Origin of the sequence: Micromonospora tarapacensis (assembly GCF_019697375.1) — a bacterium.
Classification (GTDB): domain Bacteria; phylum Actinomycetota; class Actinomycetes; order Mycobacteriales; family Micromonosporaceae; genus Micromonospora; species Micromonospora tarapacensis.
The window spans coordinates 1,924,812-1,950,061 of record NZ_JAHCDI010000004.1; the positions used below are offsets into that span (position 1 = coordinate 1,924,812).

Genomic DNA, 25,250 nt, shown 5'->3' on the forward strand with positions numbered 1-25,250 from the left:
CCCGCTGGTCAGGATCGGGCGGGTGGTGCGGACCTGGGCCCTACGGCCGGCAGGTGGTGGGGGCGGGCGCGGGCGCCGGTTGGATCTGGTCGGCGAGCCGGCGCAGTGCCCCGGCAGCGAGCCGACGGGTGCCCACGAGCCACGCCGAGGGTGGTGCGTCGGGGCGGACCGGAGCGTCCGGCCGGGCGGACATGACGTGTCGGTTGACAGCGTCGACGGCGAGAACGAAGCCGGTGGGCGATTCCATGGTCAACTCCTCGGAGCCGGTCCGGAGCTGCTCCGGACGACGAGCGTGGTGGGCAGCAGGACCTGACCCGCGGCGGCGTCCACGGGCGGGTCGAACAGCAGGGTGGCGGCGCTGCGCCCTTCGCCTCGCCGGGCTGGCGGACGGTGGTCAGGCCGGCCGGCGCCGCCTCGGCGACGTCGTCGAAGCCGGTCACCGAGACGTCGCGACCCGTCTCGTCCGCAGCGCGCAGGACGTCGAGCGTGCCGAGGGCGAGGACGTCGGAGCAGGCCAGCACCGCGGTGGGCGGCTCGGGCAGGGTCGGCAGCGACCGGACGGCCGCGGCGCCGGCGGCGCGGGTGTTGTCGCCGGCGGTGAGCACGGTCAGCTCGGGCCAGGCGACGCCGGCCGCCGCGAAGGCGTCCGCGAAGCCGGCCAGGCGGTCACGGGTGGTGGGATGCGGCACGTCGGTCACGTCGGCCACCCGCAGCGGCCCGGTCGGGGCGCCGGGCAGGACGTCGTGGCCGAGCAGGGCGACCCGCCGGTGGCCGAGTGCGGTCAGGTGCGCCGCGGCCGAACGGGCGGCGGCCCGCTCGTCGATGCCGACCCAGCGGTCGCCCGCGCGGGGACGCGACGAGGTGGTGACGAAGGGCAGCCCCCGGCCGCGGATCGCGTCGAGGATTCCCTCCTCGTCGCCGGCGCAGTAGACGCAGAACCCGTCGACGGCGGCGTTGTCCACCGCCTTCCGCGCGCCGGCCGGGTCAGCGGGCAGCGGCACGAGCAGCAGGTTGCTGTCGTGCCGCTCGGCCGCCTCGGCGACCCCGGTGAGAAACCGGACCGCGAAGGGGTCGGTGAACGCGTAGGACAGCCGTGAGGTGAACAGCACCCCGATGGCGTCGACGAAGCCCCGCCGCAACGACCGGGCGGTCGGGTCGGGCCCCGGATAGCCCATCTGCCGCGCGGTCTCCAGGATGCGCTGGCGCAGCTGTGGCGAGAGTTGGTCGGGGCGGCCGTAGGCGTTGGAAACGGTGCTGCGCGAGACACCGACCGCCTCGGCCACGGCGCGCAGGGTCGGCTTCACCGGCCACCTCCTCCTGGATCGATCCAGAACTGAATCGATCCAGAGATTAGCCGCACGGCCGGACGGATGTCAACGCAAAGGCCGGCCTGAGGCGGGGGTCGGAGTCCTCGGTCGAGCCGAGGCGGAGTCAAGGCCGGGTCCGGCAAAGCGGTCAGCGCCGCAACCGCTCAGCGGGGGTCGAGGTCGGCGATGATCCCTTCGAGGATCTCCGGCGTCCGCTCCGGCGGCTCGGCCTCGACACAGAGCCGCTCCATGGCCACCGCGTAGAAGTCGAGATCCTCGCGCTTGTCCAGGTAGATCGCGCTGGTCAACTGCTCGATGTAGACGATGTCGGGCAGGTCCTGGTCGCCGAAGCGCAGGATGGTGAAGGCGCCACCGGCGGCGGCGTGCCCACCGGCGGCGAACGGGATCACCTGCACCCGGACGTCCGGGTTCCGCGTCGCCTGTAGCAGGGCCTCCAGCTGGCCGCGCATCACCCCGGGACCGCCGATCGGGCGGCGCAGCGCCGCCTCGTCGACCACCGCCCACAACCGCGGCGGGCGTGGCCGGCGCAGCAGATCCTGGCGCCGCATCCGCAGATCCACCCGACGGTCGATCTCCGCGGGACCGGCTCCGCCATGACCGAGCAGCACCACGGCCCGGGCGTACTCCCGGGTCTGTAGCAGGCCGGGGACGAACTGGACCTCATAGCTACGGATGAGCGCGGCGGCGGCCTCCAGGCCGAGGTACGACTGGAACCACGGCGGCAGGACATCGCCGTAGCGGTGCCACCAGCCCGGGTTGTTCGCGTCCCGGGCCAGCTTGAGCATCGCGGCACGTTCCTGCTCGGCGGTGACCCCGTAGAGGGTGAGCAGGTCGGCGACGTCGCGTTCCTTGAACCCGACCCGACCCAGTTCCATCCGGCTGATCTTCGACTCGGAGGACCGGATCTCCCAGCCGGCGCTCTCCCGGGTCACCCCCCGCGACTCCCGCAGCCGCCGCAACTGCGCGCCCAGCAGCATTCGCAGCACGGTCGGGCCCGCTGCCGGGCCCTCCTCGGCAGAAACCATGGTCACCTGCCGTCCTCCGCATGCTGTCGGTGGCCGAACCGGTGGACCGGGTCGACCGACGTGTAAGCATGCCATGAACCATCAGTGAGGTGAACTGCCATCCCGGGCGGGACTAATCCCGTCCATGGGATCCGGGATCAGCCGATCAGGTGATCGAAGTCACCATCCCGGGCGCCGAGCAGGAACGCCACGATCTCGTCCATGGTGTAGATCAGCGCCGGCCCGTCGGGGTGCCGGGAGTTGCGCACCGCGATGCCCGCTCCCCCCGGCAGTTCCGCCAGCTCGACACAGTTCCCGCTGGGGTTGCTGCGCCGGCTCTTCTGCCAGGCGAGAGGAGGCAACTGGTTGACGAAAACGCCGTTCGGCGGCTGCTGCATGGGGGCGTGTTCTCTCCGGTAGGCGCCGGTGCCGTGGGAGGAGCGGTAGCCGCAAGAGGGGCGGCGTCGGCTCATTCTGCACGTGCATCTGCTATTGCATCTGCAATGGACAGCGAGCATGATAACCCACGTGCGCCGTGCGCACCCGGTCACGTTCTGTACCGCAAACCTGGCCACCATCAGGGGAAACGAGGTGTCTGGCGGCGCCCGCCGGTTGGTACTGGGCACGCGCCGCGGCGAAGGGAGATGTTGGTGCCGGATCCGCTGACCGTCGCATCCGGTATCTGCGCCGCGGGGGCTCTGCTCTCCTCCTGGCAGTTGGGACGCCGGGCCGTGCGGGCCGAGGCCGAGATCGGGCGCCTCCAGGCCGAACTCACCGCCGAGCGGCACGCCGCCAGCCACGATCCGCTGACCGGTCTGCCCAACCGGCGCGCCTTCTACCGGCTGGCCGCGACGCTGCTCACCGACTGTTCCGGCCGGCCCCTGGTCGCGGTGATCCTGGATCTGGACGACTTCAAGCAGATCAACGACCGGTACGGGCACGCGGCGGGCGACCAGGTGCTGATCAGCGTCGCCGAACGGCTGGCCACCTTCGCGGGCGACAACCTGGTGGCCCGGCTCGGCGGTGACGAGTTCGCCGGGCTGCTGGCCAGTCCCACCCTGGACCGCCGGTGGATCGAGCACGCCACCCGGCGGCTGTGCGACATGCTCGCCGCGCCGATCCCGCTGGGCACGATGACGCTGCGGGTCACCGCCTCGGTCGGCCTGGCACCGGTGCACGGCAGCCAGCTCACCGAGGCACTGAACCGCGCCGACGCGGCAATGTACGAGGCGAAGGGGATCGGGACCACCCGGCCCGACCGGGCACTGCGCGACACCGCACACCTCGCCGAATGCTGACGCGGTCGCGGCGGGGCGCTCAGCGCCAGCCGTACCCGGCGCGCAGCGCCTGGCCCACCCGGTCGAACCGGGGCCGGTCCAGCACCGCGCCCTCGCGGCGGATGCTGTCCTCCCGCATGGTCAGCACCCGGTCCAGCCGCACCCAACTCGGGCGCCCGTCCCGGTCCCACGCACCCGGGCCGAGGGCCAGCCAGTGCCGGTCCCCGTCGCGGTCACGCTGACTGGAGAGCATCAGCCCGAACAACGTCCGGCTGTGCCGGCCCACCACCAGCACCGGCCGGTCCTTGCCCTGCCGGGGATCGTCCTCGTAGGACACCCAGGTCCAGACGATCTCGCCCGGGTCGGCCTGCCCGTCGGGCTCCGGGGCGTACGACAGCTCGCGGCGCCGCAGCGCGGTGACCTGACGCGGTCGCGCGAGCTTCGCCGGCGTCGGTCCGGCCCGCCGCGGGCTCGGGATCACCGCACCGACCCGGGCTGCCATGTTCCTGAACAGACCTGCCACGGCGGCAGCCTATCCGCTGCCGTGCACCACCCCGCCGGCAGGATCCGGCGCCGGTGGACGGATCCGCCGCGCGTTACGGCCGCGGCTCGCCCGGCCCGGCGATCGGACCGGCCGCGCCGGCGGGCAGCCGGGCGACCATCTCCTGGAACTCGCCGACGGTGACCGTCTCCCGCAGCGTCGCAAAGACCGCGGCCGTCCCCACCGCCGCCGTCTGCTCGTCCACCCCGGCCCGCTGGCCGACCCGGCGCAGGAAGTCCGCGGGCCGGCCGGAGATCCCGCGGCGCCGTCACCCAGCTCGGCCGGCAGGTACCCGGTCGGGTCGGCCGGCGGGTCGCCGGCCATCCGCTCCGCGACGGTCCGCAGCACCGCCCGCGCGACGGTGGCGGCCAGGTCGGGCGCCAGCCCGGAGCGCCGCGACACCCCGGCGACGAACAACGGAAACCCCACGGCGCGGCTTACCCCCGTCGGTGCCCGACAAACAACGCTCGTCAGGGGTCGCTCCGGCACCGAGGGCGGCACGGTCGGCCGGTGCGCCATGGGTCCGGAAACCACCGGCGGGCCGGAGCCGTCGGCTCCGGCCCGGCGGACGCGGGACACCCCGAGGTCTTCCGGCCGGCGTACGACGGCTCGCACGGCACGTCGCGCCCCCGTTTCGCACCACGTGCACGTGCTCGAAAGACCACTGGCAGCCAACGCTGCCAGAATCGAGCGATCCGGCCACAATGGTTGCCAAGTGATCGTTATCGTACGCGTACTGTTAGGAGTCTTGTCAACGCTTGATTCCAGATCGAACCCTCGTGTAAATCTGATGTTCCGCTTCGCGAGGAGTCCCGATGCCTGAGGCCCCCGACCGACCCGGCGACACCTTCGCCGAGCGCCTCGACTGGCTGTTCCGCACCACCCGGGACCCGGCCGGCAAGCCGTACAGCGTCCGGCACGTGGCCGCCGAGTTGACCCGCCGCGGCTGCAAGATCTCCCACACCCATCTGAGCAACCTCCGCCAGGGTCGGGCCCCGGATCCACGCCGGTCGGCGATGGAGGCCATCGCCGCCTTCTTCGGCCGACCGCCCGGCTTCTTCACCGGCCGCCCCGCCGGGCCGGATCCGCAGGATCTGGTCCACGCGCTGACCGACCCGCACATCAAGCAGGTGGCGATGCGGCTGGTCGACGCCCGCCTGTCACCCGAGGGCCACGCGGCCGTGGTGGCGATGATCGAGCAGGTACAACGGCTGGAGGCCGCCGCGCGCAGCCGCCGGGACGCGACGCTTGAGGGACGGGCCCCACAGTGGTGAGCATCCTGCGGGGCGCGATGATCGTGGTGACCCTGGCGTGTTGGGGCATGAGCCTGTACAAACTGCGCGACCTGGCCCGGGATCCGGGCAACCGGCCACTTCGGGCGCTGTGCCTGGCGCTGCTGGCGATCACCCTGTCGATGACGATCCAGCCGTTCATGCCCGGGATCGACCGGCTCCTCGGGGTCCTGGACGTCGCCCGACTCATCTCCAACAGCCTGTCCCTGCTCTGCGCCACCGCCGCCCAGGCGTTCCTGCTCTACCTGACCAGTGACGGCGTGCAGACCCGCCGGAGCGTGCGGCGCCGGGGCGGGGCACTGCTCGTCACCGTGGCGGCGATGGCGGCCCTGTCCGCCGTCACACCGGCCGCCGCCGGGCTGGACGACCCGCGGGTGCGCGACGGCGAGTACTACGGCGACCCCTTCGACGCGCCGTTCCTCTACGTCTACCTGGGCTACCTGGGCTGGTCGCTGGTGCAGGTGGTGATCCTGGCCGGCCGGTACGCCCGGATCGCCCACCGGCCGCTGCTGCGACTCGGGCTCCGGCTGATCGTCGGCGGCTCGTTGTGGGGCCTGGCCTACGTGTCGGCCAAACTGCTCGCCGTGGCCGTGGGCATCCTCCGGCCGGACTGGGCACTGGCCGCCGACGCGCTGGTCGTGCTCGCCTTCACCACCTCGATCCTGCTGGTGCTGATCGGGTCCACGATCCCCTCGTGGGGGCCGATGATCGGGCTCGACCGGCTCTGGGAGTGGGCGGGAGCACTGCGCGACTACCGGCGCCTGTACCCGCTGTGGCGACGCATCCACGAGGTGCTGCCGCAGATCGCGCTGCTTCCCCCGGGCAGCGGGTTGCCCGGTGCCCTCGCCGTCGCCCGGGACGCCTCGCTGCGCCGGGTCAGGATCACTGTGGAGATCCTCGACGGGTACGCGAGCCTGCGCCCCTGGATGTCGGCGAACGTCGCCGGCCACGCACAACGGGTGGCCCGCCAGCGGGGTCTCCCGGAGCAGCAGCGGGCGGCCGTCGTCGAGGCCGCCGTGGTCGGTGCGGCGCTGCGGGCGCGACGCGCCGGCGCGCCCGCCGCCGACGAGACCGCAGGCCGGCCGGATCCGCTCGCCGGCCCCGGCACCGAACTCGGCGCGGCCGACCAGGTGACCTGGCTGGCCCAAGTCGCCCGGGCGCTGTCGACGCCGCTGGTTCAGGACGATAATCGCGGGATGCGATCCCCGCACCGGAACCGCGGCGGCCCAGCCGTACGACGGTGACCCGGCCGGAAGGTAGCCCATGCCCACCGTCGTCGACCAGGACGCCCGCACCGCCGCCCACCGGCTGGCTCGGGCCAGCACCGAGGTGTTCGCGCCCGCGGTGTTCGCCGCCGTCATGCCCCTGGTCGTCGCCGTGCACAGCACCGCGCCGGCCGTGGCGGTCGGGTTCGGCTGGGGCCTGCTGGCCGTGCTGTTCTGCTCTGCCGTGCCGTACGCGATCATCTGGTGGGGCGTGCGGCGTGGTGCGCTGACCGACCACCACATCCGCGTCCGCAGCCAGCGCCGCCGTCCCCTGCTCCTCGGGTCGCTGTCCGTCCTGGTCGGCCTGACCGCGCTGGTGCTGCTCGGCGCGCCGCCGCCGCTGGTCGCCCTGGTCGTGGGAATGCTCGCCATCCTGGCCGCCATCCTCGCGGTCAACCAGGTCTGGAAGATCAGCGCCCATGCGGCGATCAGCGCCGCGTCGGTGTCCGCCCTGATCTTCGTGTTCGGCCTGGTGGCGACGCCGCTGTTGGGCGTGGTCGCGGTGGTGGGCTGGTCACGGGTCAGGCTGCGCGACCACACCGCCGCCCAGGTGGTCGCCGGCACCGTGCTCGGCCCGCTCGTCGGCGCCCCGTTCTTCGTCCTGCTCGGCTGAGCCGGCCGGGCTGACCGCGCCGGCGACCGCCGGCGCCGCGTCGTCGCCCGTCCGCGCCTCCCGCCAGCGCGCGGCCCGCACCGCGTCGATGGTGTAGCGGAGCTCCCGCGGCGCCTCCGGCCGGCCGGCCACCCGGTCGAACGGCAGCCCCCGGCCGGCGTAGTCGTAATGTGCCTTCAGCAGCCGGGTCAGCCCCGCCAGCGCTCCGACGATCTTCTTCCGGTGCCGGCCGGTGGCCTGGGCCAGGTCGTGGACGGTGAACAGCCGCCCCGGCTCGGCGGCGAGCGCGTCGAGCACCGCCGTCACCGTCCGGTGGGTGACGCTGCACCCCTGGCTGAGCCGACGCAACGCCTCGACCGTCCAGTTCGCCGGCGACGGGGGGACCGGCTCCACGCGGCGCCGGGGAACCTGACCGACCCGTCGCCGGGCGTCGAGGTCGGCCAGCAGCCGGGCCACGTGCGGGATGTACGCCAGCGGCACCGCCACCAGGACCATCCCCTCCGGCGGCGGCCCCGCGGCGTCCACCGGCAGCGGGTACGACGGCTGCGCCGGCACGTTCACGACGTCGACGGCGTTGCCGTTGCCGGGGCGGGCACGAACCGGTAGCCCAGGCCCCGCACGGTCACGATCATCGGCGCCTGGTCGCCGTCCAGCGCGAGCCGCCGGCGCAGCCGCTTGATGTGCACCGTCAGGGTGTTCGACGTGTCGTCGGAGATGCCACCCCAGACCGCGGCCAGCAGTTGCTCGCGGGTCACGGTGCGCTCCGCGTGGCTCATGAAGAAGTAGAGCAGCCGGAACTCCTTCAACGGCAGCGCCACCGTCCGCCCGTGCAGGCTCACCTCGAACGTCGCCGGGTCGACCCGCAGCCCGCCGAGCTCGATCGGTGGATCGAGGGCGCCGGCGGTCTCCGGGCGGATCGCCCGCAGGATCGGCAGCACCTCGGAGGCCCGGTACGGCCGCCGGACGCAGGCGGTGGCGCCGGCCTTGAGTGCGGCCACGGCCACCCCGCCGTCGTCGTCGCCGACCCCGACCACGGTGGGGATACCGGCCCGGCGGGCGAGCAACCGCACCAACTCGGTGCAGCTCATGGTGGCCAGCCCGGCGGCCACGACGGCCGCGTCGGGTTGCAGGGCACCGGCGGCCAGCAGGGCCTCGGCGGCGTGCGTGAAGTGGTGTCCGCGTACCCGGTGCTCGGCCAGCTGGGCGACCAGCGGCGCACCGACGCCCTCGTCGTCGTCCACCACGAGCAGCACGAAACGCCCGTCGGATCGATGGTCACCCCTGGTGGCCTCGACGAGATTGTTCATCGCACACCGGCTCCGGTTCAGGTTGAGGCCCATCGCGACGCCCTCGCGCGCGCAGGCAAGTCCGCCGTACTTCACGCACCCGTACGGTCGGTAGGCACCAGCGCCGCGCCGTCGAGCCGGGCCGCCACCCGGCGCGGCGCCGGCAGAGGGCGACACGCCGGCGGCGAACCCGGCCAAGCACGACCGACCGCCCCCGACGTCAGCCGAAGCGACCGGTGATGTAGTCCTCCGTGCGCTTGTCGGCAGGGTTGGTGAACAACTTGCCCGTCTGGGTGAACTCGACCAGCCGGCCGTGCCGCTCCTGCTGCTCGTCCACCTCGGCGGTGAAGAAGGCCGTGTAGTGGCTGACCCGGGCGGCCTGTTGCATGTTGTGCGTGACGATGACGATCGTGTAGTCGTTCGTCAGCTCGAACATCAGGTCCTCGATCTTCGCCGTGGCGATCGGGTCGAGCGCCGAACAGGGCTCGTCCATGAGGATGATCTCGGGCTTGACGGCGATCGTGCGGGCGATGCAGAGCCGCTGCTGCTGACCGCCGGACAACGACAGGCCACTGGTCTTGAGCTTGTCCTTGACCTCGTCCCAGAGCGCCGCGTCGCGCAGCGCCTTCTCTACCAGGTCGTCCATGTTGGAGACGTTCATGCCGGTCACCCGCGGGCCGTACGCCACGTTGTCGTAGATCGACTTGGGAAACGGGTTCGGCTTCTGGAAGACCATGCCGATCCGTCGACGCACCTCGATCGGGTCGACGTCCTTCGCGTAGAGATCCTGGCCGTGGTAGGTGACCGAGCCGGCGACCCGGGCACCCGGGATGAGGTCGTTCATCCGGTTCAGCGAGCGCAGGATGGTGGACTTGCCGCAGCCCGACGGGCCGATCATCGCGGTGATCTGCTTGTCCTGGATCGGCATCGACGTATCCTGGACGGCCTCGTAGCCGCCGTAGAAGACACTGACGCCGTTGAGTTCCATGACCGGGGTGGTCGATATGGACTGGCGGCCGACGGTCTCGGTCCCGCCGACGGCGGAGATACTGACCGTTGGGCGACTGGCGGTACCGGGTTGGTTCACAGGGTCACCTCTGGCTCATGGTTGGGGCGGTACAGCTGCTCGGCACTCATGATCACCACCGCTTCTCGAAGCGGTTCCGCACGAAGATCGCGATCGAGTTCATGGCCAGCACGATCGCCAGCAGAAGCACGATCGCTCCCGCCGCGAGTTCGGTGAACTCGGCCTGCGGGCGGGTGATGAAGGTGTAGATCTGGATCGGTAGCGCCGTGTAGGCGCTTTCCAGCCCGGTCGGGTTGAACGTGATGAAGGTGACCGCGCCGAGCACGATCAACGGAGCCGCCTCACCGATCGCCCGCGACAGCGCCAGGATCGAACCGGTCGCGATGCCGGGCACGGCCGAGGGCAGCACCTGCCGGGAGACGGTCTGCCACTTGGTGGCGCCGAGCGCGTAGGACGCCTGCCTGATCGACTGCGGCACCGCGCGGATCGCCTCCCGGGTGGCGATGATGACCACCGGCAGCACCAGCAGCGACAGCACGATCGCCGCGGTGGTGATGGTGAACCCGAAGCCGAGCGCACGGGCGATGATGCCCAGACCGAGGATGCCGAAGATGATCGACGGCACGCCGGCCAGGTTCTGGATGTTCAGCTCCAGCAGCCGGTTGTACCAGCGGGTGTTGTCCGCGTACTCCTCCAGGTAGATCGCGGAGAGGATGCCGATCGGCAGGCAGATCGCGGCGACCAGCGCAATGATCCACAGCGTACCGACCAGGGCGGACTGCACGCCGGCCATCTCCAGTCGGCTGGTCAGGCCGGTGGGCATCTGCGTCCAGAGCCGGGAGTCGAGCCGGTTCCAGCCCTTGACCAGGACCCAGGTGAGCAGGGCGGTGAGCACGCCGAAGGCGATGAGTAGGCACGCCTGCATGGCCAGCCGGAAGGCGATCTCGCCCGGCCGGCTGCGGCGCTGGGTCAAAGCGGAACCCGGCCCGGACGGGTCCGGCCGGGTGGGGGTGAGGGTGGGCGCGGTCACTCGTAGACCTCCCTGAAGCGACGGACCATCCGGATCGACACCGCGTTGAGCGCGAAGGTGATGAGGAACAGCAGCGCACCGACGGCGAAGACCGAGTCGTAGTCGAGGGATCCGACCGGGATGTCACCGGAGGAGATGTTGGCGATGAAGGCGGTCATGGTGGCCGCGCCCTCCAGCGGGTCGAACACCACCCGGTCGGAGGTCAGGCCACCAGCGATGGTGACGATCATCGTCTCGCCGACCGCGCGGGAGATGCCGAGCACCACCGCCGCGACGATGCCGGAGATGGCGGCCGGCAGCACCACCCGGGTCGACACCTGCATCCTCGTTGAGGAGAGCGCGTACGCGCCCTCGCGGAGGCTGCGCGGCACGGCGGCCATCGAGTCCTCGGAGATGCTGGCGATCGTTGGCACGATCATGATGCCCATCGCGATGCCGGCGATGAGCAGGTTCTGGAAGGCGGGACCGTCACCGGTGGGCCACCACCGTTGCAGCAGCGGGTTGAGCGCGAACAGGGCGACGAAGCCGTACACCACGGTCGGCACGCCGGCAAGCAACTCGACGATCGGCTTGAGCACCTTGCGGACCCGCCGGTCGGCGTACTCGGAGAGGTAGATCGCCGAGCCGAGACCGATCGGCACCGCGATGATCAGCGCGATGACCGTCACCATGAAGGTGGCGGCGACCAGCGGCAGCACGCCGTACGACTTCTGGGCGAAGGTAGGCGTCCAGCTGGTGCCGGTGACGAACTCGACGACGCTGACGTGCTGGAAGAACTCGATCGTCGGGTCGACCAGCGCGATCACGATGCCGATCGTGGTCACGATCGACACGGAGGCGGCGGCCACGAGCAGCACCTTGACGATGCTTTCCACGGGGCGGCGCCGGCCCCGCCGCAGGGTTGCCCCCGCGGCGGAACCGGCGCTGTGCGTGCTGGTGGTCACGTCAGATCGAAGCCTTCAGCGCGTCGAACTCGGCCTTCAGGGTGGTCTTCTGCGCCTCGGTCAGCGGGACGTACTTCGCCTCCGCGACGACGTCGTCGATCGTCTCGATGTAGAAGGTCACGAAGTCGGCGACCTGCGCCTTCTTCACACCGGAGTCGCTGACATAGATGAACAGGGGCCGGGACAGCGGCTTGTAGGTGTTCGCCTGCGCGGTCTCCAGGCTCGGCCCGACGCAGCCGTCGCCGCCGTCGACCTTGAGGGCCTTGAGCTTGTCGGCGTTCTCCTCGAAGTAGGTGAAGCCGAAGTAGCCGAGGCCGCCCTTGGTGCCCGCGACGCCCTGCACCGTGACGTTGTCGTTCTCCGAGGCGGTGTAGTCGGTGCGGCTGGCACCCTCCTCACCGTTGATCTCGTCGGTGAAGTAGTCGAAGGTGCCCGAGTCGGTGCCCGCGCCGAAGAGCTTCAGCGGCTCGTTCGGGAAGGACGGGTCGACCTCGTTCCAGTTGGCGACCTTCGAGTTCGGCTCCCAGATCTTCTTCAGCTGGTCAACGGTCAGGCACTCGGCCCAGGTGTTGTCCTTGTTGACGACGACGGTGAGGGCGTCGTTCGCGACGATCAGTTCCTTGTACTGGATGCCGGCAGCATCGCAGGCCGCCTTCTCCTCATCCTTGATCGGGCGCGAGGCGTCGGAGATGTCGGTCTCGCCCTTGCAGAACTTCTCGAAGCCACCACCGGTACCGGAGGTGCCGACCGAGACTTGCACGCCGGGCTGCCCGGCCTGCTCGCCGTAGAACGAGGCGGCGGCCTCGCTCAGCGGAGCCACGGTGCTCGAGCCGTCGACCTTGACCTCACCAGAGAGCGCCTCGCCGCCACCGGCGGGGTCACTCTCGGCGTTACCACCACAGCCGGTAAGCGCGAGCGCGGCGAGCGCGACGCCAGCGAGGACGCGCCGCGAAAGCACGTTGCGGTTCACCAGGTAAGCCTCTCTATTGGGGTGCATCAGCCCGTCCGGGCCGTACGCAGTCAAGGTAGGAGGCTCAGGTAGCCGGCCCGGCCGAGCCGGGTGAACGAAAAATGAACTTGACGGCTCCGGCAGTGGCCGAATCGGCGACGGGATGTGACGTTCCGGCCCCGAGCGCACCGGATGCCCGGAATGGGTACTGCCCATCCGGCAACTGATCAGAGCCGGATCGTCCCGGTCACCAGGAAGACGACCTGCCGCGACACGTTGACCGCGTTGTCGGCGAACCGCTCGTAGTACCGGCCGACCAGGGCCAGGTCGATCGCCGACTCCACCCCGTACGGCCAACGGGAGGCGAGCAGCGACAGCAGGCGCTCCTGGGCGGCGTCGACCTCGTCGTCGTCCAGCCCGAGTTGCATCGCGTCCAGCCGGTCGCGGGTGGCCAGCACGATCGCGGTCTTGTCGGCGATCCGGGCCGCCGCGTCGGCCATCGCGGTCATCACCGGCACCGCCGGCTCCGGAACCACCCCGATCGGGTGCCGCATCAGGGCAATCTTCGCGACGTGCACCGCGAGGTCGCCCATCCGTTCCAGGCAGCTCGCGATCCGCAGCGCGCACACCAGCAGGCGCAGGTCGGAGGCGACCGGCTGGTGCCGGACCAGCACCTCGGGAATCATCGCCTCGACCTCGGCCCGCTGGCCGTCCAGCACCGCGTCACCGGCGACCACCGCCTCGGCGGCCCCCCGGTCCACGTCGAGCAGGGCGGCACTGGCGCCCCGGATCGCGGCACCGGCGTTCCGGCTCATCGACGCCAGCACGCCGGTGACCCGGTCGAGCTGCTCGTCGTAGCTGTCCCGAGCCATCGTGCCCCCTCCGTCCAACCGGGTCGCCGCCCACCTCCGGGGCCACGACCACACCCGGCGTCGGTCGGCATGGCCGGCCCTGACCTGCAACCTACCGGCCAAGCGGCCACCGCCACCCGGCGTGCCGGCCGCGATGTCCGGCTGTGGCACGGCGACGCCGGGGCAACCGGCCGTGACCGGGCGGCAACGTTGGTCGCCACTTGGGCCGTGACCAAGACGGCGGCCGGTCAGTCGGCCAGCACGTCCAGCAGCAGTGCCGCCGTCCAGCTGAAGGCCGGGGAGCCCAGGCCGGCGCCGGTGTCCGGGTGGAAGTACTCGTGGCAGCCGGCCGTCGCGGCCAGCCCGATCATCGACGCGTGCAGGCCGGCGGCCAGCCGGTCCTGCCCGTGCCCGAGCAGTCCCTGCCGGACCAGCCAGTTGACGTTCATCCAGGTCGGCCCGCGCCAGTAACGCAACGGCTCGAAGTCGGCCGCGGTGCGGTCGTGACTCGGCAGCGGGCGGGCCATCCGGACGGCGAGACCGAACCGGGCCGAACGGGCCTCGACGAGCACCGCCTCGACATACCGCGCCGGCAGGTCGGGCAGGATCAGCGGGGCCAGGCCGAGCACCGTCCGGGCCGGGGTCAACCGCCCGGTATTCAGGTCACGGGGATGGAACGTGCCGGTCTGCGGGTCGTACAACCGGGTCAACACCGCCTCGGTGATCCGCGCCGCGCGCTCCCGGTGCGGGCCCGGATCCGCACCGATCTCACCGGCGATCCGGGCGAGCGCCTGCTCGGCGGCGCCCATGGCGGAGTTGAACAGTGGACACTCCACCAGGAACGGATGCCGGTCGGCCAGGCCCTCGTCACGGTAGCCGGCCGCCCGGTACGCGGTGACGATCGCGACGTACCGCGCGTAGTCCAGGTCGGTGGGTCGGTGCGCGGGCGCGGCGTGCACGGTGTCGCGCCGCCGGTACCCGCGCATCACCGCCGCCTCGGCCGGCACGGCGGACAGCGGAGCGTCCCAGGCGGGGCTGTTGTCCAATCCGGACTCCCACGGGTGGACGATGCTGGCCAGCCCGCCGCCACCGACGTCGCGCCGGGTCGCGAGGTAGCGCTGCTGCGCCACCAGGCCCGGGTAGAGCCGGCGCAACGCGGCGCGACCCTCGTCGGACCGCGCGCGACGGTACGCGTGCCAGGCGGCCAGCGCGTGCACCGGCGGCTGGACCAGTCCCGAGGTGGCCATCGGCGGCGTGCCCTCGACCTCCGTGGTGGCCCAGAACCCCGACCCGGGAAAGTACGCGCCTCCCGGCACCACCGGGTTGAAGACGATGTGCGGCACCCGGCCGTCGCGCCACTGCCCGCGGAACAGGCTGGTCAGCTCCGACCAGGCGCGGTCGGGCCGGATGTGGGCCCAGCCGATCGCGACGAACGCCGAGTCCCAGCTCCACTGGTGCGGGTAGAGGGTGCGCGACGGCACCGTGTGATCGTGTTCCCAGTTGCCGTCGAGGGTGGCGCGGGCCAACTGCCACAGTCGACCGTGCTCCCCCGGGGTGTCGCCGTCGGCGGCACCGCCGCTCGGTGCCGTGCCCGGCAAGGCCGATGGAGCAGTCCGGTTCACCATATGTCACATCCTGGTAGCACTGCGCTTCCCGCTAGGCTAGACGATCGTGGTAGGGGTCACTGCGCACGGGGGCGCAGCGGCGGGGGTCGAGCAGTACCGAGACGCGGAGGAGCCCCGGATGAGGCGCGCACGGCAAGGTCCCACCGCCACCGAGGGTGCGGACTACACCCAGCGGTTGCGGCGGCTCAGCGGGGCGCGCTGGAAGCGGCTGCTGGACGTGCAGGCGCCGTACCGGTGGAACCTGCGGCGGTTGCGGCTGGGCCGGACCCTCGACGTCGGCTCCGGGCTCGGCCGCAACCTGATCAATCTGGGCACCGGTGCGGTCGGCGTGGACCACAACCCCACCTCCGTGGCGCACGCGCGGAATCTCGGCCTGACGGCGTACACCACCGAGGAGTTCCTCCGCTCCGAGTACGCCCGCCCGGACGCCTTCGACTCGGTGCTCGCCGCGCACCTCCTGGAACATCTGCCGGCTGAGCAGGCCCGCGAGGTGGTCGCGTCGTACCTGCCGTTCGTCCGCTCCGGCGGTCGGGTGGTCTTCATCACCCCGCAGGAGCGTGGCTACCACAGCGACGCCTCCCACGTCCGTTTCGTCGGCTTCACCGAGGCGGCCGAAACCTGCCGGGAACTCGGCCTGACCGTGTTGCGCCAGTACTCGTTCCCGTTCCACCGGGCCGCCGGCAAGCTGTTCACCTACAACGAGTTCGTGACGGTGGCCCGACGCCCCTGACCGCGCCTGGCTACCGTGATGGCATGAGCGAACCGACCCGTTGGGCCACCGACACCGGTCCCGAGCACTCGCAGTGGTACGTCGACCGGTTCCGGCAGTTGGCGGCCGAGGGCGCCGACCTGGCCGGTGAGGCACGACTCGTCGACACGCTGGTGCCGCCGGGTTCGCGGATCCTCGACGCGGGTTGCGGCACCGGCCGGGTCGGTGCCGAACTGGCCACCCGCGGTCACACGGTGGTCGGGGTGGACGCCGACCCGGTCCTGATCGACGCTGCCCGGGCCGACCACCCGGCGCCGCGCTGGTTGATCGCCGACCTCGCCGAGCTGGACCTCGCGGCGGCCGGCGAGAGCGAGCCGTTCGACGCCGCGGTGCTGGCCGGCAACGTGATGGCCTTCCTCGCCGCGGGCACCGAACGCACGGTGCTGCGCCGCGTCGCCGCGCACCTGCACCCGGACGGGGTGGTCGCGGTCGGCTTCGGCACCGACCGGGGTTACCCGCTGAGCGACTTCGACGCCGACGTGGTCGGTGCCGGCCTGCGGCTGGAGCACCGGTTCGCCACCTGGGACCTGCGCCCCTGGCGCGACGGCGCGGGCTTCGCGGTCAGCATCCTGCGCCGGGCGTGATCGGTAGCCCGGCTCCCTCGTCCGCGCCGATGGCGCCTACGCCGCCCGCTGGCGCTCCTGGCACGGGTAAGCCGGTACCGGCTTGCCGGTTGGCGCTGGAGAGTCCTTGTGGTCACGAGCGTGATGTCACAGAGACTCTCTTACTTCTGTGTGACATCAGGTCGGTAGGAAGACCCGCGCCTCCGGGCACCAGCCGGCAGGGGCTGCCCGTGCACGGTGGCGCCAGCTGCCAGGCCGGCGCCGAGCACGGCTGGCGAGCACGAGGAGCACGCCGTGCCCGCCAGCCGGTGCCGCGATCAGGTCACGGGCGAGGACCGCGGCCAGCCCGGTGGCGATCAGCACCCCGAGCGACGGCCACGACCGCGGCCAGTGCGGCCCAGTGCATTGCGGCCCTGTCCTGGACGGAGGGTTGCGGGTCAGTGGCGGGCGGGCACGCTGAGCTGGTCGAGCAGTCGGCGGACGCGACGTTCGACGGCGTCGCGGATAGGTCGCACGGCGTCCAGACCGAGGCCGGCGGGGTCGTCGAAGCTCCAGTCCTCGTAGCGCTTGCCGGGAAAGATCGGGCAGGCGTCGCCGCAGCCCATGGTGACCACGACGTCGGCGGCCTGTACGACCTCGTCGGTCCACGGCTTGGGGTACTCGCCGGTGATGTCGATGTCGCGTTCGGCCATGGCGGCCACGACGGCGGGGTTGATCGCGTCGCCCGGTAGTGACCCGCCGGACCAGGCGATCGCCCGGTCGCCGGCGAGTCGGGTGAAGAATCCGAGTGCCATCTGGGATCGGCCGGCGTTGTGTACGCACAGGAACAGCACGATCGGGCGCGGGTCGTCGCGTAGGCCCTCGATGCGGGCCTGGGCGGTCAGTCGCTGGCGGGCGAAGCGTTCGGCGAGCAGCGGCAGGAAGTGCGCCACGGTGCTGCGGGCGGCGAACTGTTCGTAGCTGGTGTGCAGAAACCGTTCGATGGTTTCGGTGCCGTAGGCGTCGGCGAACTCCTGGCGCAGCCGCACGGCTGCGGTGTGCAGGGCGGTGGCCTGGTCCATGGACAGGTCGTCGCGGTGGTGTGCGGTGGTGCCGGTCATCGGTCCTCCGAGGGTGATGGCGGGGGCGAGTTGGTCGACGCGGCCGGCCAGCTCGGTGAGGGTGGTTTCGAAAGCGGCGTCGGTGTCGGCGCGGGATGGGTCGGGCACCGACCAGTGCAGGCGCTGGTTCGGCTGCGCGCCCAGGTCCTCATGGGCGTTGTCGCAGACGGCCACGACCAGGTCGTCGGGGCGCAGCACGTCCGCGATGTGCACCGGCGCCGTGTCCGGCAGGTCCAGGTCGTGCCGGTGGGCGACCCGCACCGCCCGCGGGTGGATGCGCGGCGCGGGAAGGGTGCCCGCCGAGGTAGCGGGGACCGGACTCCGGCGACGCCACAACGCGGCGGCCAGCTGCGAGCGGGCGGAGTTCTGCGTGCAGACGAACACCACGCGCGGGGCGGTCCACGCCGGCGTCGGATGTAGGCCGGCCAGGGCATCGGGAATCAGTCGCAGGTAGGTGCGCCGCCGGTCACCCTCGGAACGTACCCGGCTGAGCAGACCGGCCTCCTGGAGCACCTTCAGGTGGTGGGCGACGAGGTTGGTTGGCATGTTCAGAGCACGGGCGATCTCACCCGGTGCCGCGTCGGCCACCAGCAGCGAGTCCACGACCGCCAACCGGGACGGATCACCCAGCGCTGCATGCAACCGGGCCCGCGCTTCCAGGGAGAAATGCTCTACGCTCATCGACTCAATTTTGGTTGCGTAATATGCACTCGTCAAGTCCTCTCCACCGCAGGCAGCGTCTCGCCGGGACTGTGACGCCGGTCCCATCGGCTGGGCAGGGCGTCGGGAGCCATGCTTTGATCATCTCGTGCTGATATCACGGCTGCCTGATGTGTCGCGTCTACTGGCCGACCCGCTGCGCGCGCGGATCGTCGCGCTGCTCGCCGACGGGCCAGCCTGCACCTGTCACCTGGTCGCCGACACCGGGGCCAAACAGCCGAACGTGTCGAACCACCTGCGGGCGCTGCGGGAGGCCGGCCTCGTCGCGGCCGAGCCGCACGGCCGATTCACCTACTACCGGCTGCTGCCCGACGCCCTGGAGGCCGCCGCCGCCGAGCTGTCCGACCTGGCCCACCGGGCCGCCGCCAACTCCGAGTCCCGCCGGGAGTGCTGATGTCCCCCACGATCGATTCCGCCGGCGCACCACCGGCGGTAACGGCCCGACTGTCCGGGCTGGACCGCTTCCTGCCGTTGTGGATCGGTCTGGCCATGGCCGCCGGGCTGCTGCTGGGCCGCTGGGTGCCCGGTCTGAACACCGCCCTGGAGGCGGTCAAGATCGGCGAGATCTCGCTGCCGATCGCGGTCGGGCTGCTGGTGATGATGTACCCCGTACTGGCCAAGGTCCGCTACGACAAGCTCAACACCGTCACCGCTGACCGCCGGCTGCTGGCCTGGTCGATCGTGCTCAACTGGGTCCTCGGCCCGGCCCTGATGTTCGCACTGGCCTGGATCTTCCTGGCCGACCACGCCGAATACCGCACCGGGCTGATCATCGTCGGGCTGGCCCGCTGCATCGCGATGGTCATCATCTGGAACGACCTGGCCTGCGGTGACCGGGAGGCCGCCGCCGTACTCGTCGCCCTGAACTCAGGGTTCCAGGTGCTCGCGTTCGGCGTGCTGGGCTGGTTCTACCTCTCGGTGCTGCCCGAGTGGCTGAACCTGTCCGGTGCCGCGCTGGAGGTTTCCGGATGGGAGATCGCGGTCAACGTCCTGATCTTCCTCGGCATCCCACTGCTCGCCGGCTACCTCACCCGGCGCGTCGGCGAACGCACCAAGGGGCGCATCTGGTACGAGAGCCGCTTCCTGCCACGCATCGGCCCGATCGCCCTGTACGGGTTGCTGTTCACCATCGTGCTGCTGTTCGCCCTGCAAGGCGAGGCCATCACCAGCAACCCCTGGGACGTGGCGCTGATCGCGGTACCGCTGATCGCCTACTTCGCGATCATGTGGGCCGGGTCCTACGCCATCGGCTGGGCGATCGGCCTGAACTACGAACGCACCACCACCCTGGCGTTCACCGCCGCCGGCAACAACTTCGAACTCGCCATCGCCGTCGCGATCGGCACCTTCGGCGTCACCAGCGGCCAAGCCCTCGCAGGTGTCGTCGGTCCGCTGATCGAGGTGCCGGTCCTCGTCGGCCTGGTGTACGTCAGCCTCGCGCTACGCCGTCGACTCTTTCCCGACACCACCGCAGCCGCCACGTCACCAGCACGGGTGCCGTGAGCCGGGCCCCCGGCGTCCGATCAACCATGCCCCCACGGGTGCGGATCCCGCCGGATCCGCACCCGGCCCCGGCGGTGACCGTCTTCCGCGGCGACCGCCCGCTCAGCGACATCTAGGCTGAGCCCGTCGACAGCAATCCCGCGTCTGTGGAGGAACCCGACCTGATGTCCGACAAGCCCAGCGTCCTGTTCGTGTGCGTCCACAACGCCGGCCGCTCCCAGATGGCCGCCGGCTGGTTGCGCCACCTCGCCGGCGACTCCGTCGAAGTCCGCTCCGCCGGCTCCGCCCCCGCCAGCCAGATCAACCCGGCCGCCGTACAGGCCATGGCCGAAGTCGGCATCGACATCACCGACCAGACCCCGAAGAAGCTCGGGTACGAGGCAGCCGAAGCCAGCGACGTCATCATCACCATGGGCTGCGGCGACGCCTGCCCCGTCTTTCCCGGCAAGCGCTACGAGGACTGGAAACTCGACGACCCCGCCGGTCAGGGCATCGAGGCAGTACGACCCATCCGTGACGACATCCGTCACCGCGTCGAACAGCTCATCGGCGACCTGGCGCCGGCCCCGCGCACGGCGCGATCACCGAGGGACTAGAACGCGGGTGTGAAAGCCGCGGCGGTCCCCGCCCGTACTCGACGCTGCGCCCGCGCCGGGCACCCGGGCGGGTCAGCGTCCAGGTCGATCACGGCGAGCGGCACGGCTGTTTCGGCATAACTCTAGGTTGACATATCTCTAATCAGTGTCCAGTCTCTGTTTCGACAGTCGTCAAGACACAGCCATGGGGCAAGTAGCCATCAGCGAAGGACAGGGTGTTGCGGATGATGTGGTCTGTGTCGGCAGACCCGCTCGGACAGGTCTACGTGGGCCGGACGGCGGCCACCCCGGCAAGCTGCCGGGCCGGCGCCTGCTGCACCGGCTGATGACCACATCCACGCTGGTGTCCGCCGACTCGACAGGCGGCGAACACCAGCGGTGGCGCATCGTCGCCGCACTCGCCATTACCTCCACCGTCGGCTACGGCACCCTGTACTACGCCTACGCCGTCCTCCTCAGACCCATGGCCACCAGCCTCGACGCCTCCACCACCGCCGTCACCGGCGCACTCACCGCCAGCGTTCTCGCCGGCGCCCTCATGGCAATCCCCATCGGCCGCTGGCTCGACCGGCACGGCGGCCGGGCGCTCATGACCGCCGGCTCGATCACCGCCACCGCCCTCCTGGTCGCCTGGTCCCAGGTCCAGACCATCGGACAGCTCTACGCCGTCATGACCGGCATTGGAATCACCGGCGCGATGGTCCTCTACGAACCCGCCTTCGCCGTCATCGTCTCCTGGTTCACCCCCGACCGACGCCCCACCGCCCTGCTCGCAGTCACCATCGTCGCCGGGTTCGCCAGCACCATCTTCATGCCCCTCACCGGTCTCCTGATCGCTCACCTCGGCTGGCGTACCACGCTGCTCGCGCTCGCCGCCATTCACGGACTGCTAACCGTGCCGCTACACGCCCTCACCATCCGCACACCCCCACCCCCCGCCGCGCCCACCGCCGCAGCGCTTTCGGACCGCACCCAGCGACGGGCGGCGGCCCGCACCGCCACCCACGACCCTCGATTCTGGATCCTCACCGCCGCCCTCATCGCCCACGGCGCCGCCACCAGCACCATCGCCGTCCACCTCATCGGCTACCTCACCAGCCGCGGCCACCCCGCCACCTTCGCCGCCACCGCCACGGGCCTCCTGGGCGTCCTGTCCGTCACCGGCAGACTCGTCCTCACCGCCGCCCGACGCCACTTACCGGTCACCACCATCGTCGCCACGGTCTTCGCCGTCCAGGCCGCTGCCGTCCTCGCCCTGCCTTTCACCGGAGGCAGCCGGATCGGCGCCGTCATCACCGTTACCGGATTCGGTATCGGCTTCGGCATCGCCCATCTCGCCACCCCTGCCCTCCTCACCGACCGTTACGGCACCGCCGCCTACGCCACCATTGCCGGGCGACTCGCCGCCCCGGTCACCATCGCCAGGGCCACCGCCCCACTCGGCGCCGCTGCCATCCTGCACACCGGCGGCGGATACCTTCTCCTGCTCGGTGCCGTGGGTGCCTGCTGCGTCCTCGCCGCCACCGGCATGCTCGTCCGGAGCGCGACTCCGGTGCCGCCCGCCTGACCTCCCCCGGGCAGCAGCACCGCGACCACCGGAACAGACACCCACCGAGCCCCACCACCCTGGACGAGGGGCCGTGCGGGCCGTGGCCCTGGTCAGCGGGCGACGTCGTAGACCAGCTTCTGGATTCCGTTGGCGTAGGACTCGCTCTCGACGAGGTTGAGGTTCTGCTTGTCCCGGTCGGTGTCGCTGAACAGCCGCTTGCCCGCACCGAGCAGGACCGGGAAGACCAGCAGGTGGTAGCGGTCGATCAGACCGGCGTCGGACAGGTTGCGGTGCAGCGTCGCGCTGCCGTGAATGCTGATCGGCCCACCCTCGGTCTGCTTGAGCGCGGCGACGTCGTCCAGCGACCGGAGGATGACGATCTCCCCCCAGTTGGACACCAGGTCCTGCTCTTTCAGGCTGGTCGACACGACGTACTTCGGCATCGCGTTGTAGCCGGCGAACTCGTCGGTCATGTCCGGCCACACCGGCGCGAACGCCTGGTAGCTGACCCGGCCCAGCATCATTGCCGTGGCCTCGTCCTGTTCGCGGCCCTTGATCTCGTAGGCGGCCTCGTCGAACGCGATGTCGTTGAAGGTCCAGCCCGAGTTGCGGTAGCCCGGTTCTCCGCCGGGTGCCTCGACGACGCCGTCGAGCGAGACGAACGCGGTGGCGATCAGGGTACGCATGCGGTTGCTCCTTGGTGTTGGTCTGACCTGCTGTCGTCAGTGCGACGAGCGGGAGTCGCCGGATTCGACAGCCCACGCCGAGAAATCTCCTACCACTTTCCGGAGCCCGAGCGGGTCAGGCGGGAGTGGCAGGCTGGCGCGCCGTGTCCGGGTCGAGCGACGCGCCCGCGGGGACGAGGCTGACCACGCCCGCGGGCAGCCGGACGGGTCGGACGTCACCGTAGCCGAGCATGCCGGTCACGTCGGGGCCGGCGAGCGTGTACCGGCGGCCGAGGTCGGTCACCACGGAGATCGCCCCGCCGGTGGCACCCGGCGCGGCGACCGACTCGACGACCGCGCCCCGCCCCGGCTCCACGAGCACGTGGTCGGCGGTCGTCGAGTCGGTCGGCTGTTGCGGCGCCGGGGCCAGCGCGGGCAGTTCCACACCCAGCCGCAGCTCGACCGGACCGGTGTCGCCGCCGACCCGCGCGCACACCGCCGACGAGTCCACCGTGACCAGCCGGGGCGGCGCGCTCGGTGGCGCGTCGGGCCCGGTCGGCGCGCGATCTGGCAACTGGGGCAGGGCGGCGAAGCGGCCGAGGCTTATCTGCTCCGGCTCCCGCTGGCCGGTACGCGCGAGCAGCAGGCCGGCCTGCAGCTCGGTGATGCCGGCGAGCCCGTCGCGCAGCACCACGGCGTACTGCCGGCCGCCGCCGGAGTTGGTCACCAGCAGCACGTCACCGATCCGGGCCGCGGAGACCCGCGCGGACCGCCGGCCGAGGCCGGGCGGGTCCGGTGGGGCCAGGTCGGTGCCGGCCGGCACCGCGTTCAGCAGGGCCGCGGCCACCGGGACGGCCCGGGACCGGGTGGTCGCCAGTGCCGCCAACACCCGCTCGGTGTCGCGGATCAGGTGCCGCCGCTGCTGCCAGACCAGGTGCAGCCGACCGTCGGGATCACGTAGCAGCAGCCCGTCCCGCCCGAGCGGCCGGCCGCCGTCGCCGTCGGTGCTGCCGGCGCCGACCATCAGCACCGACCACGGTGCGGGCCGGCCCTCGGTGGCGGTGACCGAACAGACCGTCCACGGCGCGGCGGCGAGGCGGCCCGCCGCGGGCAGTGAGTCGGGGGCGTCGGCGATGCCCAGTGGCCGCCCCCTCGGCACCCCGTCGATCGACCGGCGCGACACGAGCACGGTCTTCGGCCGCTCCGCGCCGATGATGAGCAGCGCGGACGCGTAGTTGAGCACCGGGTGCAGCCGCTCCTCCCGGTAGACGAACCGGGCGCCGGACTCCTTCTCCACGATGACCGCCCCGGTGTCGCGCCACTTCGCCCCGCCGCCGACGAAGAGGCCGTGGAGGGCCGCGCCGCCCAGCGCGATGACCGCCACCAGCACGCTGGCCATCCCGGCGCCGGCGAGCCGGCGAAACGGTGACCGCACCGGGTCGGTCTCGCGCATCACCAGGGCGGCCACCGTGCGCTGGATGGTGAACTGGTACGAGTGCAGCTGGTCCTGCCGCGACGGCATGGATTCCCCTCCGGCGAAACGGTCGGGGCACAGGATATGCGGTGCGTCGATGTGCCGGGGACCGTGCGTCACGCCGCGGGCGGCACCGCACCGGCCGGTAGCATTCCGGCGGTGAGCGTACGTTTCGAGGAACTGGCCTGGCGGCCGACCCCACTCGGCGAGATCAGCCTGCGCCGGCGCCGCGATCCCCGGCTCGACCTGGAGGTGTACGAGGTCAAGCTCGACGACGAGTTCCTGATGTCGAGCCTGTTCACCGCCGGTGAGATCGAGCTGGCCCGGTTGGGGCTGGCGCCGCTGGCCGGCGACCGCCTCGATGTCGTCGTCGGCGGGTTGGGGCTCGGCTACACCGCCCGCACCGCACTGCGGGACGACCGGGTCGCCTCGCTGCTGGTGGTGGAGGCGGTCGAGGACGTCATCGACTGGCACCGGCGCGGTCTGCTGCCCTTCGCCGCCGGGCTGGCCACGGATCCGCGTACCCGGCTGGTGCGGGCCGATTTCTTCGCCCGGGTGGCCGGTCCGGACGGCCTCGACCCCGACGACGCCGGGCGCCGGTTCCACGCCGTGCTGCTGGACGTCGACCACTCCCCCCGGCATCGGCTGCATCCGAGCCACGCCGCCTTCTACGAACCTGACGGGCTGCGCCGGCTGGCGCGGCTGCTGCACCCGGGCGGGGCCTTCGCCCTCTGGTCGGACGACCCGCCGGACCCGGGCTTCGAGGCCGCCCTCGGTGCCGTGTTCGCGACCCACCGCAGTCATGTGGTGCGCTTCGCCAATCCGCTGACCGGCGGCGAGTCGACAAACACCGTCTACGTCGCGCAGACTTCCCCCTGATCTCGCCGTCTACCTGCCCAGACGGCATGAGCTGGGCGGGATCGGGTAGCCGGGGCCGCAGGCCGACCGGACCGACCGGCGGCCGTACGGGAGGTGGAGATGCGTGCCCTGCTCTGGGTCGTCGGCGTGGTCGCCGGCGTACTGATCCTGCTCGGGCTGCTCCTCGAGGCGGTCCGCTGGCTGGTCATCATCGGCGTGATCGCCCTCGCCGCGGTGATCGTGCTGGGCTTCCTGCGCGGTCGCCAGGCGGTCCGCAACTACCCCGGCCGCCATTAGCCGGGGCGAGCCCGCCGCCCGCGGCGCAGCCGACCCGGTCAGGGTCGGGCTGATCCGTCTGCGCTCTCAGCCCGACAGGGCGCGGAGCACGTCCAGGTTCCCGCCGCCCCGGCCGGCGTCACGT

At 71.7% G+C, this 25,250-nt stretch carries 28 protein-coding genes; 12 read left to right on the forward strand and 16 right to left on the reverse strand.

The genetic code is table 11. The features are described from left to right. Positions 1-8: 8 nt before the first annotated feature. The 3 genes from KIF24_RS14705 to KIF24_RS14715 all read right to left on the reverse strand — a co-directional run bounded on the left by KIF24_RS14705 (position 9) and on the right by KIF24_RS14715 (position 2,730). Positions 9-1,304, reverse strand: a complete 1,296-nt coding sequence (locus KIF24_RS14705; protein WP_331461134.1) for a LacI family DNA-binding transcriptional regulator — start codon at positions 1,302-1,304, stop codon at positions 9-11. Positions 1,305-1,471: 167 nt separating this feature from the next. Beyond that, positions 1,472-2,353, reverse strand: coding sequence for a helix-turn-helix domain-containing protein (locus KIF24_RS14710; protein WP_230416442.1), 882 nt, complete (start codon positions 2,351-2,353; stop codon positions 1,472-1,474). Between the two features lie 137 nt (positions 2,354-2,490). After that, a complete protein-coding gene (locus KIF24_RS14715) occupies positions 2,491-2,730 on the reverse strand; it encodes a DUF397 domain-containing protein (RefSeq protein WP_221084507.1) in 240 nt (79 codons plus the stop codon). A gap of 252 nt (positions 2,731-2,982) precedes the next feature. On the opposite strand from KIF24_RS14715, the gene KIF24_RS14720 reads away from it, so the two are divergent. After that, the gene (locus KIF24_RS14720) at positions 2,983-3,630 is read left to right on the forward strand and encodes a GGDEF domain-containing protein (RefSeq protein ID WP_221084508.1); all 648 of its coding nucleotides are present in this window, start codon (positions 2,983-2,985) and stop codon (positions 3,628-3,630) included. A 19-nt stretch (positions 3,631-3,649) separates the two neighbouring features. On the opposite strand, the gene KIF24_RS14725 is transcribed toward KIF24_RS14720, so the two are convergent. Together KIF24_RS14725 and KIF24_RS32890 are read right to left on the reverse strand one after the other, a co-directional pair. Then, complete coding sequence (locus tag KIF24_RS14725; RefSeq protein WP_221084509.1) at positions 3,650-4,132, reverse strand: type II toxin-antitoxin system PemK/MazF family toxin; 483 nt, start codon at positions 4,130-4,132, stop codon at positions 3,650-3,652. Positions 4,133-4,205: 73 nt separating this feature from the next. Further along, positions 4,206-4,355, reverse strand: coding sequence for a DUF2267 domain-containing protein (locus KIF24_RS32890; protein ID WP_331461135.1), 150 nt, complete (start codon positions 4,353-4,355; stop codon positions 4,206-4,208). 610 nt (positions 4,356-4,965) lie between these two features. Here KIF24_RS32890 and KIF24_RS14735 point away from each other — a divergent pair. From KIF24_RS14735 to KIF24_RS14745, 3 genes are read left to right on the forward strand one after another with little or no spacing between them, the layout of a single operon-like run. Beyond that, positions 4,966-5,424 (forward strand): hypothetical protein, encoded by a 459-nt coding sequence (locus KIF24_RS14735; protein ID WP_221084510.1) that lies wholly within the window; start codon positions 4,966-4,968, stop codon positions 5,422-5,424. Then, positions 5,418-6,686, forward strand: coding sequence for an MAB_1171c family putative transporter (locus KIF24_RS14740; RefSeq protein ID WP_221084511.1), 1,269 nt, complete (start codon positions 5,418-5,420; stop codon positions 6,684-6,686). Before KIF24_RS14735 ends, KIF24_RS14740 begins: the two co-directional genes overlap by 7 nt. A gap of 19 nt (positions 6,687-6,705) precedes the next feature. Then, positions 6,706-7,320, forward strand: coding sequence for a phosphatase PAP2 family protein (locus KIF24_RS14745; protein WP_221084512.1), 615 nt, complete (start codon positions 6,706-6,708; stop codon positions 7,318-7,320). Here KIF24_RS14745 and KIF24_RS14750 read toward each other — a convergent pair. From KIF24_RS14750 to KIF24_RS14785, 8 genes are all read right to left on the reverse strand, one after another. Then, on the reverse strand, positions 7,222-7,881 hold the full coding sequence (locus tag KIF24_RS14750) for a hypothetical protein (RefSeq protein WP_221084513.1): 660 nt from the start codon (positions 7,879-7,881) through the stop codon (positions 7,222-7,224). The two genes, KIF24_RS14745 and KIF24_RS14750, sit on opposite strands and share 99 nt — an antisense overlap. Further along, positions 7,878-8,627 (reverse strand): winged helix-turn-helix transcriptional regulator, encoded by a 750-nt coding sequence (locus tag KIF24_RS14755; protein ID WP_221087362.1) that lies wholly within the window; start codon positions 8,625-8,627, stop codon positions 7,878-7,880. The genes KIF24_RS14750 and KIF24_RS14755 overlap by 4 nt, the downstream gene beginning before the upstream one ends. A 199-nt stretch (positions 8,628-8,826) precedes the next feature. Beyond that, positions 8,827-9,594 carry a phosphate ABC transporter ATP-binding protein PstB gene (pstB, locus tag KIF24_RS14760; protein ID WP_230415611.1) on the reverse strand — a complete coding sequence of 256 codons (768 nt, stop codon included), beginning with the start codon at positions 9,592-9,594 and terminating at the stop codon, positions 8,827-8,829. Between the two features lie 151 nt (positions 9,595-9,745). After that, positions 9,746-10,663, reverse strand: coding sequence for a phosphate ABC transporter permease PstA (gene pstA, locus KIF24_RS14765; RefSeq protein ID WP_221084515.1), 918 nt, complete (start codon positions 10,661-10,663; stop codon positions 9,746-9,748). Further along, positions 10,660-11,607 carry a phosphate ABC transporter permease subunit PstC gene (pstC, locus tag KIF24_RS14770; protein WP_221084516.1) on the reverse strand — a complete coding sequence of 316 codons (948 nt, stop codon included), beginning with the start codon at positions 11,605-11,607 and terminating at the stop codon, positions 10,660-10,662. The genes pstA and pstC overlap by 4 nt, the downstream gene beginning before the upstream one ends. Position 11,608: 1 nt before the next feature. Further along, on the reverse strand, positions 11,609-12,577 hold the full coding sequence (locus tag KIF24_RS14775; RefSeq protein WP_221084517.1) for a PstS family phosphate ABC transporter substrate-binding protein: 969 nt from the start codon (positions 12,575-12,577) through the stop codon (positions 11,609-11,611). A 206-nt stretch (positions 12,578-12,783) separates the two neighbouring features. After that, positions 12,784-13,428, reverse strand: a complete 645-nt coding sequence (locus KIF24_RS14780; RefSeq protein ID WP_221084518.1) for a phosphate signaling complex PhoU family protein — start codon at positions 13,426-13,428, stop codon at positions 12,784-12,786. A 227-nt stretch (positions 13,429-13,655) separates the two neighbouring features. After that, entirely contained in the window at positions 13,656-15,032 is a 1,377-nt protein-coding gene (locus KIF24_RS14785) for an MGH1-like glycoside hydrolase domain-containing protein (RefSeq protein WP_230415613.1), read from the reverse strand. A gap of 118 nt (positions 15,033-15,150) precedes the next feature. Between KIF24_RS14785 and KIF24_RS14790 the strand changes: the two genes are divergently transcribed. Beyond that, the gene (locus tag KIF24_RS14790) at positions 15,151-15,762 is read left to right on the forward strand and encodes a class I SAM-dependent methyltransferase (RefSeq protein WP_221084519.1); all 612 of its coding nucleotides are present in this window, start codon (positions 15,151-15,153) and stop codon (positions 15,760-15,762) included. A 23-nt stretch (positions 15,763-15,785) separates the two neighbouring features. After that, a complete protein-coding gene (locus tag KIF24_RS14795; protein WP_221084520.1) occupies positions 15,786-16,385 on the forward strand; it encodes a class I SAM-dependent methyltransferase in 600 nt (199 codons plus the stop codon). A 416-nt stretch (positions 16,386-16,801) separates the two neighbouring features. Here KIF24_RS14795 and KIF24_RS32895 read toward each other — a convergent pair whose 3' ends face one another. Further along, positions 16,802-18,145, reverse strand: coding sequence for an arsenate reductase/protein-tyrosine-phosphatase family protein (locus KIF24_RS32895; protein WP_230415614.1), 1,344 nt, complete (start codon positions 18,143-18,145; stop codon positions 16,802-16,804). A 151-nt stretch (positions 18,146-18,296) separates the two neighbouring features. Between KIF24_RS32895 and KIF24_RS14810 the strand changes: the two genes are divergently transcribed. The 4 genes from KIF24_RS14810 (at position 18,297) to KIF24_RS14825 (ending at position 21,850) form a co-directional block, all read left to right on the forward strand. Further along, positions 18,297-18,578, forward strand: coding sequence for an ArsR/SmtB family transcription factor (locus KIF24_RS14810; protein ID WP_331461136.1), 282 nt, complete (start codon positions 18,297-18,299; stop codon positions 18,576-18,578). Beyond that, positions 18,578-19,687, forward strand: a complete 1,110-nt coding sequence (gene arsB, locus KIF24_RS14815) for an ACR3 family arsenite efflux transporter (RefSeq protein ID WP_221084522.1) — start codon at positions 18,578-18,580, stop codon at positions 19,685-19,687. Before KIF24_RS14810 ends, arsB begins: the two co-directional genes overlap by 1 nt. Before the next feature lie 164 nt (positions 19,688-19,851). Continuing rightward, complete coding sequence (locus KIF24_RS14820; protein WP_221084523.1) at positions 19,852-20,283, forward strand: arsenate reductase ArsC; 432 nt, start codon at positions 19,852-19,854, stop codon at positions 20,281-20,283. Between the two features lie 325 nt (positions 20,284-20,608). After that, positions 20,609-21,850, forward strand: coding sequence for an MFS transporter (locus KIF24_RS14825; RefSeq protein WP_221084524.1), 1,242 nt, complete (start codon positions 20,609-20,611; stop codon positions 21,848-21,850). Between the two features lie 92 nt (positions 21,851-21,942). Here KIF24_RS14825 and KIF24_RS14830 read toward each other — a convergent pair whose 3' ends face one another. Together KIF24_RS14830 and eccB are read right to left on the reverse strand one after the other, a co-directional pair. Then, complete coding sequence (locus KIF24_RS14830) at positions 21,943-22,518, reverse strand: dihydrofolate reductase family protein (protein WP_221084525.1); 576 nt, start codon at positions 22,516-22,518, stop codon at positions 21,943-21,945. A 115-nt stretch (positions 22,519-22,633) separates the two neighbouring features. Next, on the reverse strand, positions 22,634-24,019 hold the full coding sequence (gene eccB / locus KIF24_RS14835) for a type VII secretion protein EccB (RefSeq protein ID WP_221084526.1): 1,386 nt from the start codon (positions 24,017-24,019) through the stop codon (positions 22,634-22,636). A gap of 111 nt (positions 24,020-24,130) precedes the next feature. On the opposite strand from eccB, the gene KIF24_RS14840 reads away from it, so the two are divergent. Beyond that, complete coding sequence (locus KIF24_RS14840) at positions 24,131-24,850, forward strand: polyamine aminopropyltransferase (protein WP_221084527.1); 720 nt, start codon at positions 24,131-24,133, stop codon at positions 24,848-24,850. A 99-nt stretch (positions 24,851-24,949) separates the two neighbouring features. Continuing rightward, positions 24,950-25,126: a hypothetical protein gene (locus KIF24_RS14845; protein ID WP_221084528.1), complete on the forward strand. Its 177-nt coding sequence runs from the start codon at positions 24,950-24,952 to the stop codon at positions 25,124-25,126. Positions 25,127-25,250: the final 124 nt, after the last annotated feature.

Excerpts from the sequence above, each read along its gene's own strand:
- KIF24_RS14785 (WP_230415613.1), bottom strand. The coding sequence starts at position 15,032 with ATGGTGAACCGGACTGCTCCATCGGCCTTGCCGGGCACGGCACCGAGC.
- KIF24_RS14780 (WP_221084518.1), bottom strand. The coding sequence starts at position 13,428 with ATGGCTCGGGACAGCTACGACGAGCAGCTCGACCGGGTCACCGGCGTG.
- KIF24_RS14710 (WP_230416442.1), bottom strand. The coding sequence starts at position 2,353 with ATGGTTTCTGCCGAGGAGGGCCCGGCAGCGGGCCCGACCGTGCTGCGA.
- KIF24_RS14790 (WP_221084519.1), top strand. The coding sequence starts at position 15,151 with ATGAGGCGCGCACGGCAAGGTCCCACCGCCACCGAGGGTGCGGACTAC.
- KIF24_RS14825 (WP_221084524.1), top strand. The coding sequence starts at position 20,609 with ATGACCACATCCACGCTGGTGTCCGCCGACTCGACAGGCGGCGAACAC.
- KIF24_RS14745 (WP_221084512.1), top strand. The coding sequence starts at position 6,706 with ATGCCCACCGTCGTCGACCAGGACGCCCGCACCGCCGCCCACCGGCTG.
- KIF24_RS14820 (WP_221084523.1), top strand. The coding sequence starts at position 19,852 with ATGTCCGACAAGCCCAGCGTCCTGTTCGTGTGCGTCCACAACGCCGGC.
- pstB (WP_230415611.1), bottom strand. The coding sequence starts at position 9,594 with ATGGAACTCAACGGCGTCAGTGTCTTCTACGGCGGCTACGAGGCCGTC.
- KIF24_RS14845 (WP_221084528.1), top strand. The coding sequence starts at position 24,950 with ATGCGTGCCCTGCTCTGGGTCGTCGGCGTGGTCGCCGGCGTACTGATC.
- KIF24_RS14830 (WP_221084525.1), bottom strand. The coding sequence starts at position 22,518 with ATGCGTACCCTGATCGCCACCGCGTTCGTCTCGCTCGACGGCGTCGTC.
- KIF24_RS32895 (WP_230415614.1), bottom strand. The coding sequence starts at position 18,145 with ATGAGCGTAGAGCATTTCTCCCTGGAAGCGCGGGCCCGGTTGCATGCA.
- eccB (WP_221084526.1), bottom strand. The coding sequence starts at position 24,019 with ATGCCGTCGCGGCAGGACCAGCTGCACTCGTACCAGTTCACCATCCAG.
- KIF24_RS14755 (WP_221087362.1), bottom strand. The coding sequence starts at position 8,627 with ATGAACAATCTCGTCGAGGCCACCAGGGGTGACCATCGATCCGACGGG.
- KIF24_RS14715 (WP_221084507.1), bottom strand. The coding sequence starts at position 2,730 with ATGCAGCAGCCGCCGAACGGCGTTTTCGTCAACCAGTTGCCTCCTCTC.
- arsB (WP_221084522.1), top strand. The coding sequence starts at position 18,578 with ATGTCCCCCACGATCGATTCCGCCGGCGCACCACCGGCGGTAACGGCC.
- KIF24_RS14735 (WP_221084510.1), top strand. The coding sequence starts at position 4,966 with ATGCCTGAGGCCCCCGACCGACCCGGCGACACCTTCGCCGAGCGCCTC.
- KIF24_RS14795 (WP_221084520.1), top strand. The coding sequence starts at position 15,786 with ATGAGCGAACCGACCCGTTGGGCCACCGACACCGGTCCCGAGCACTCG.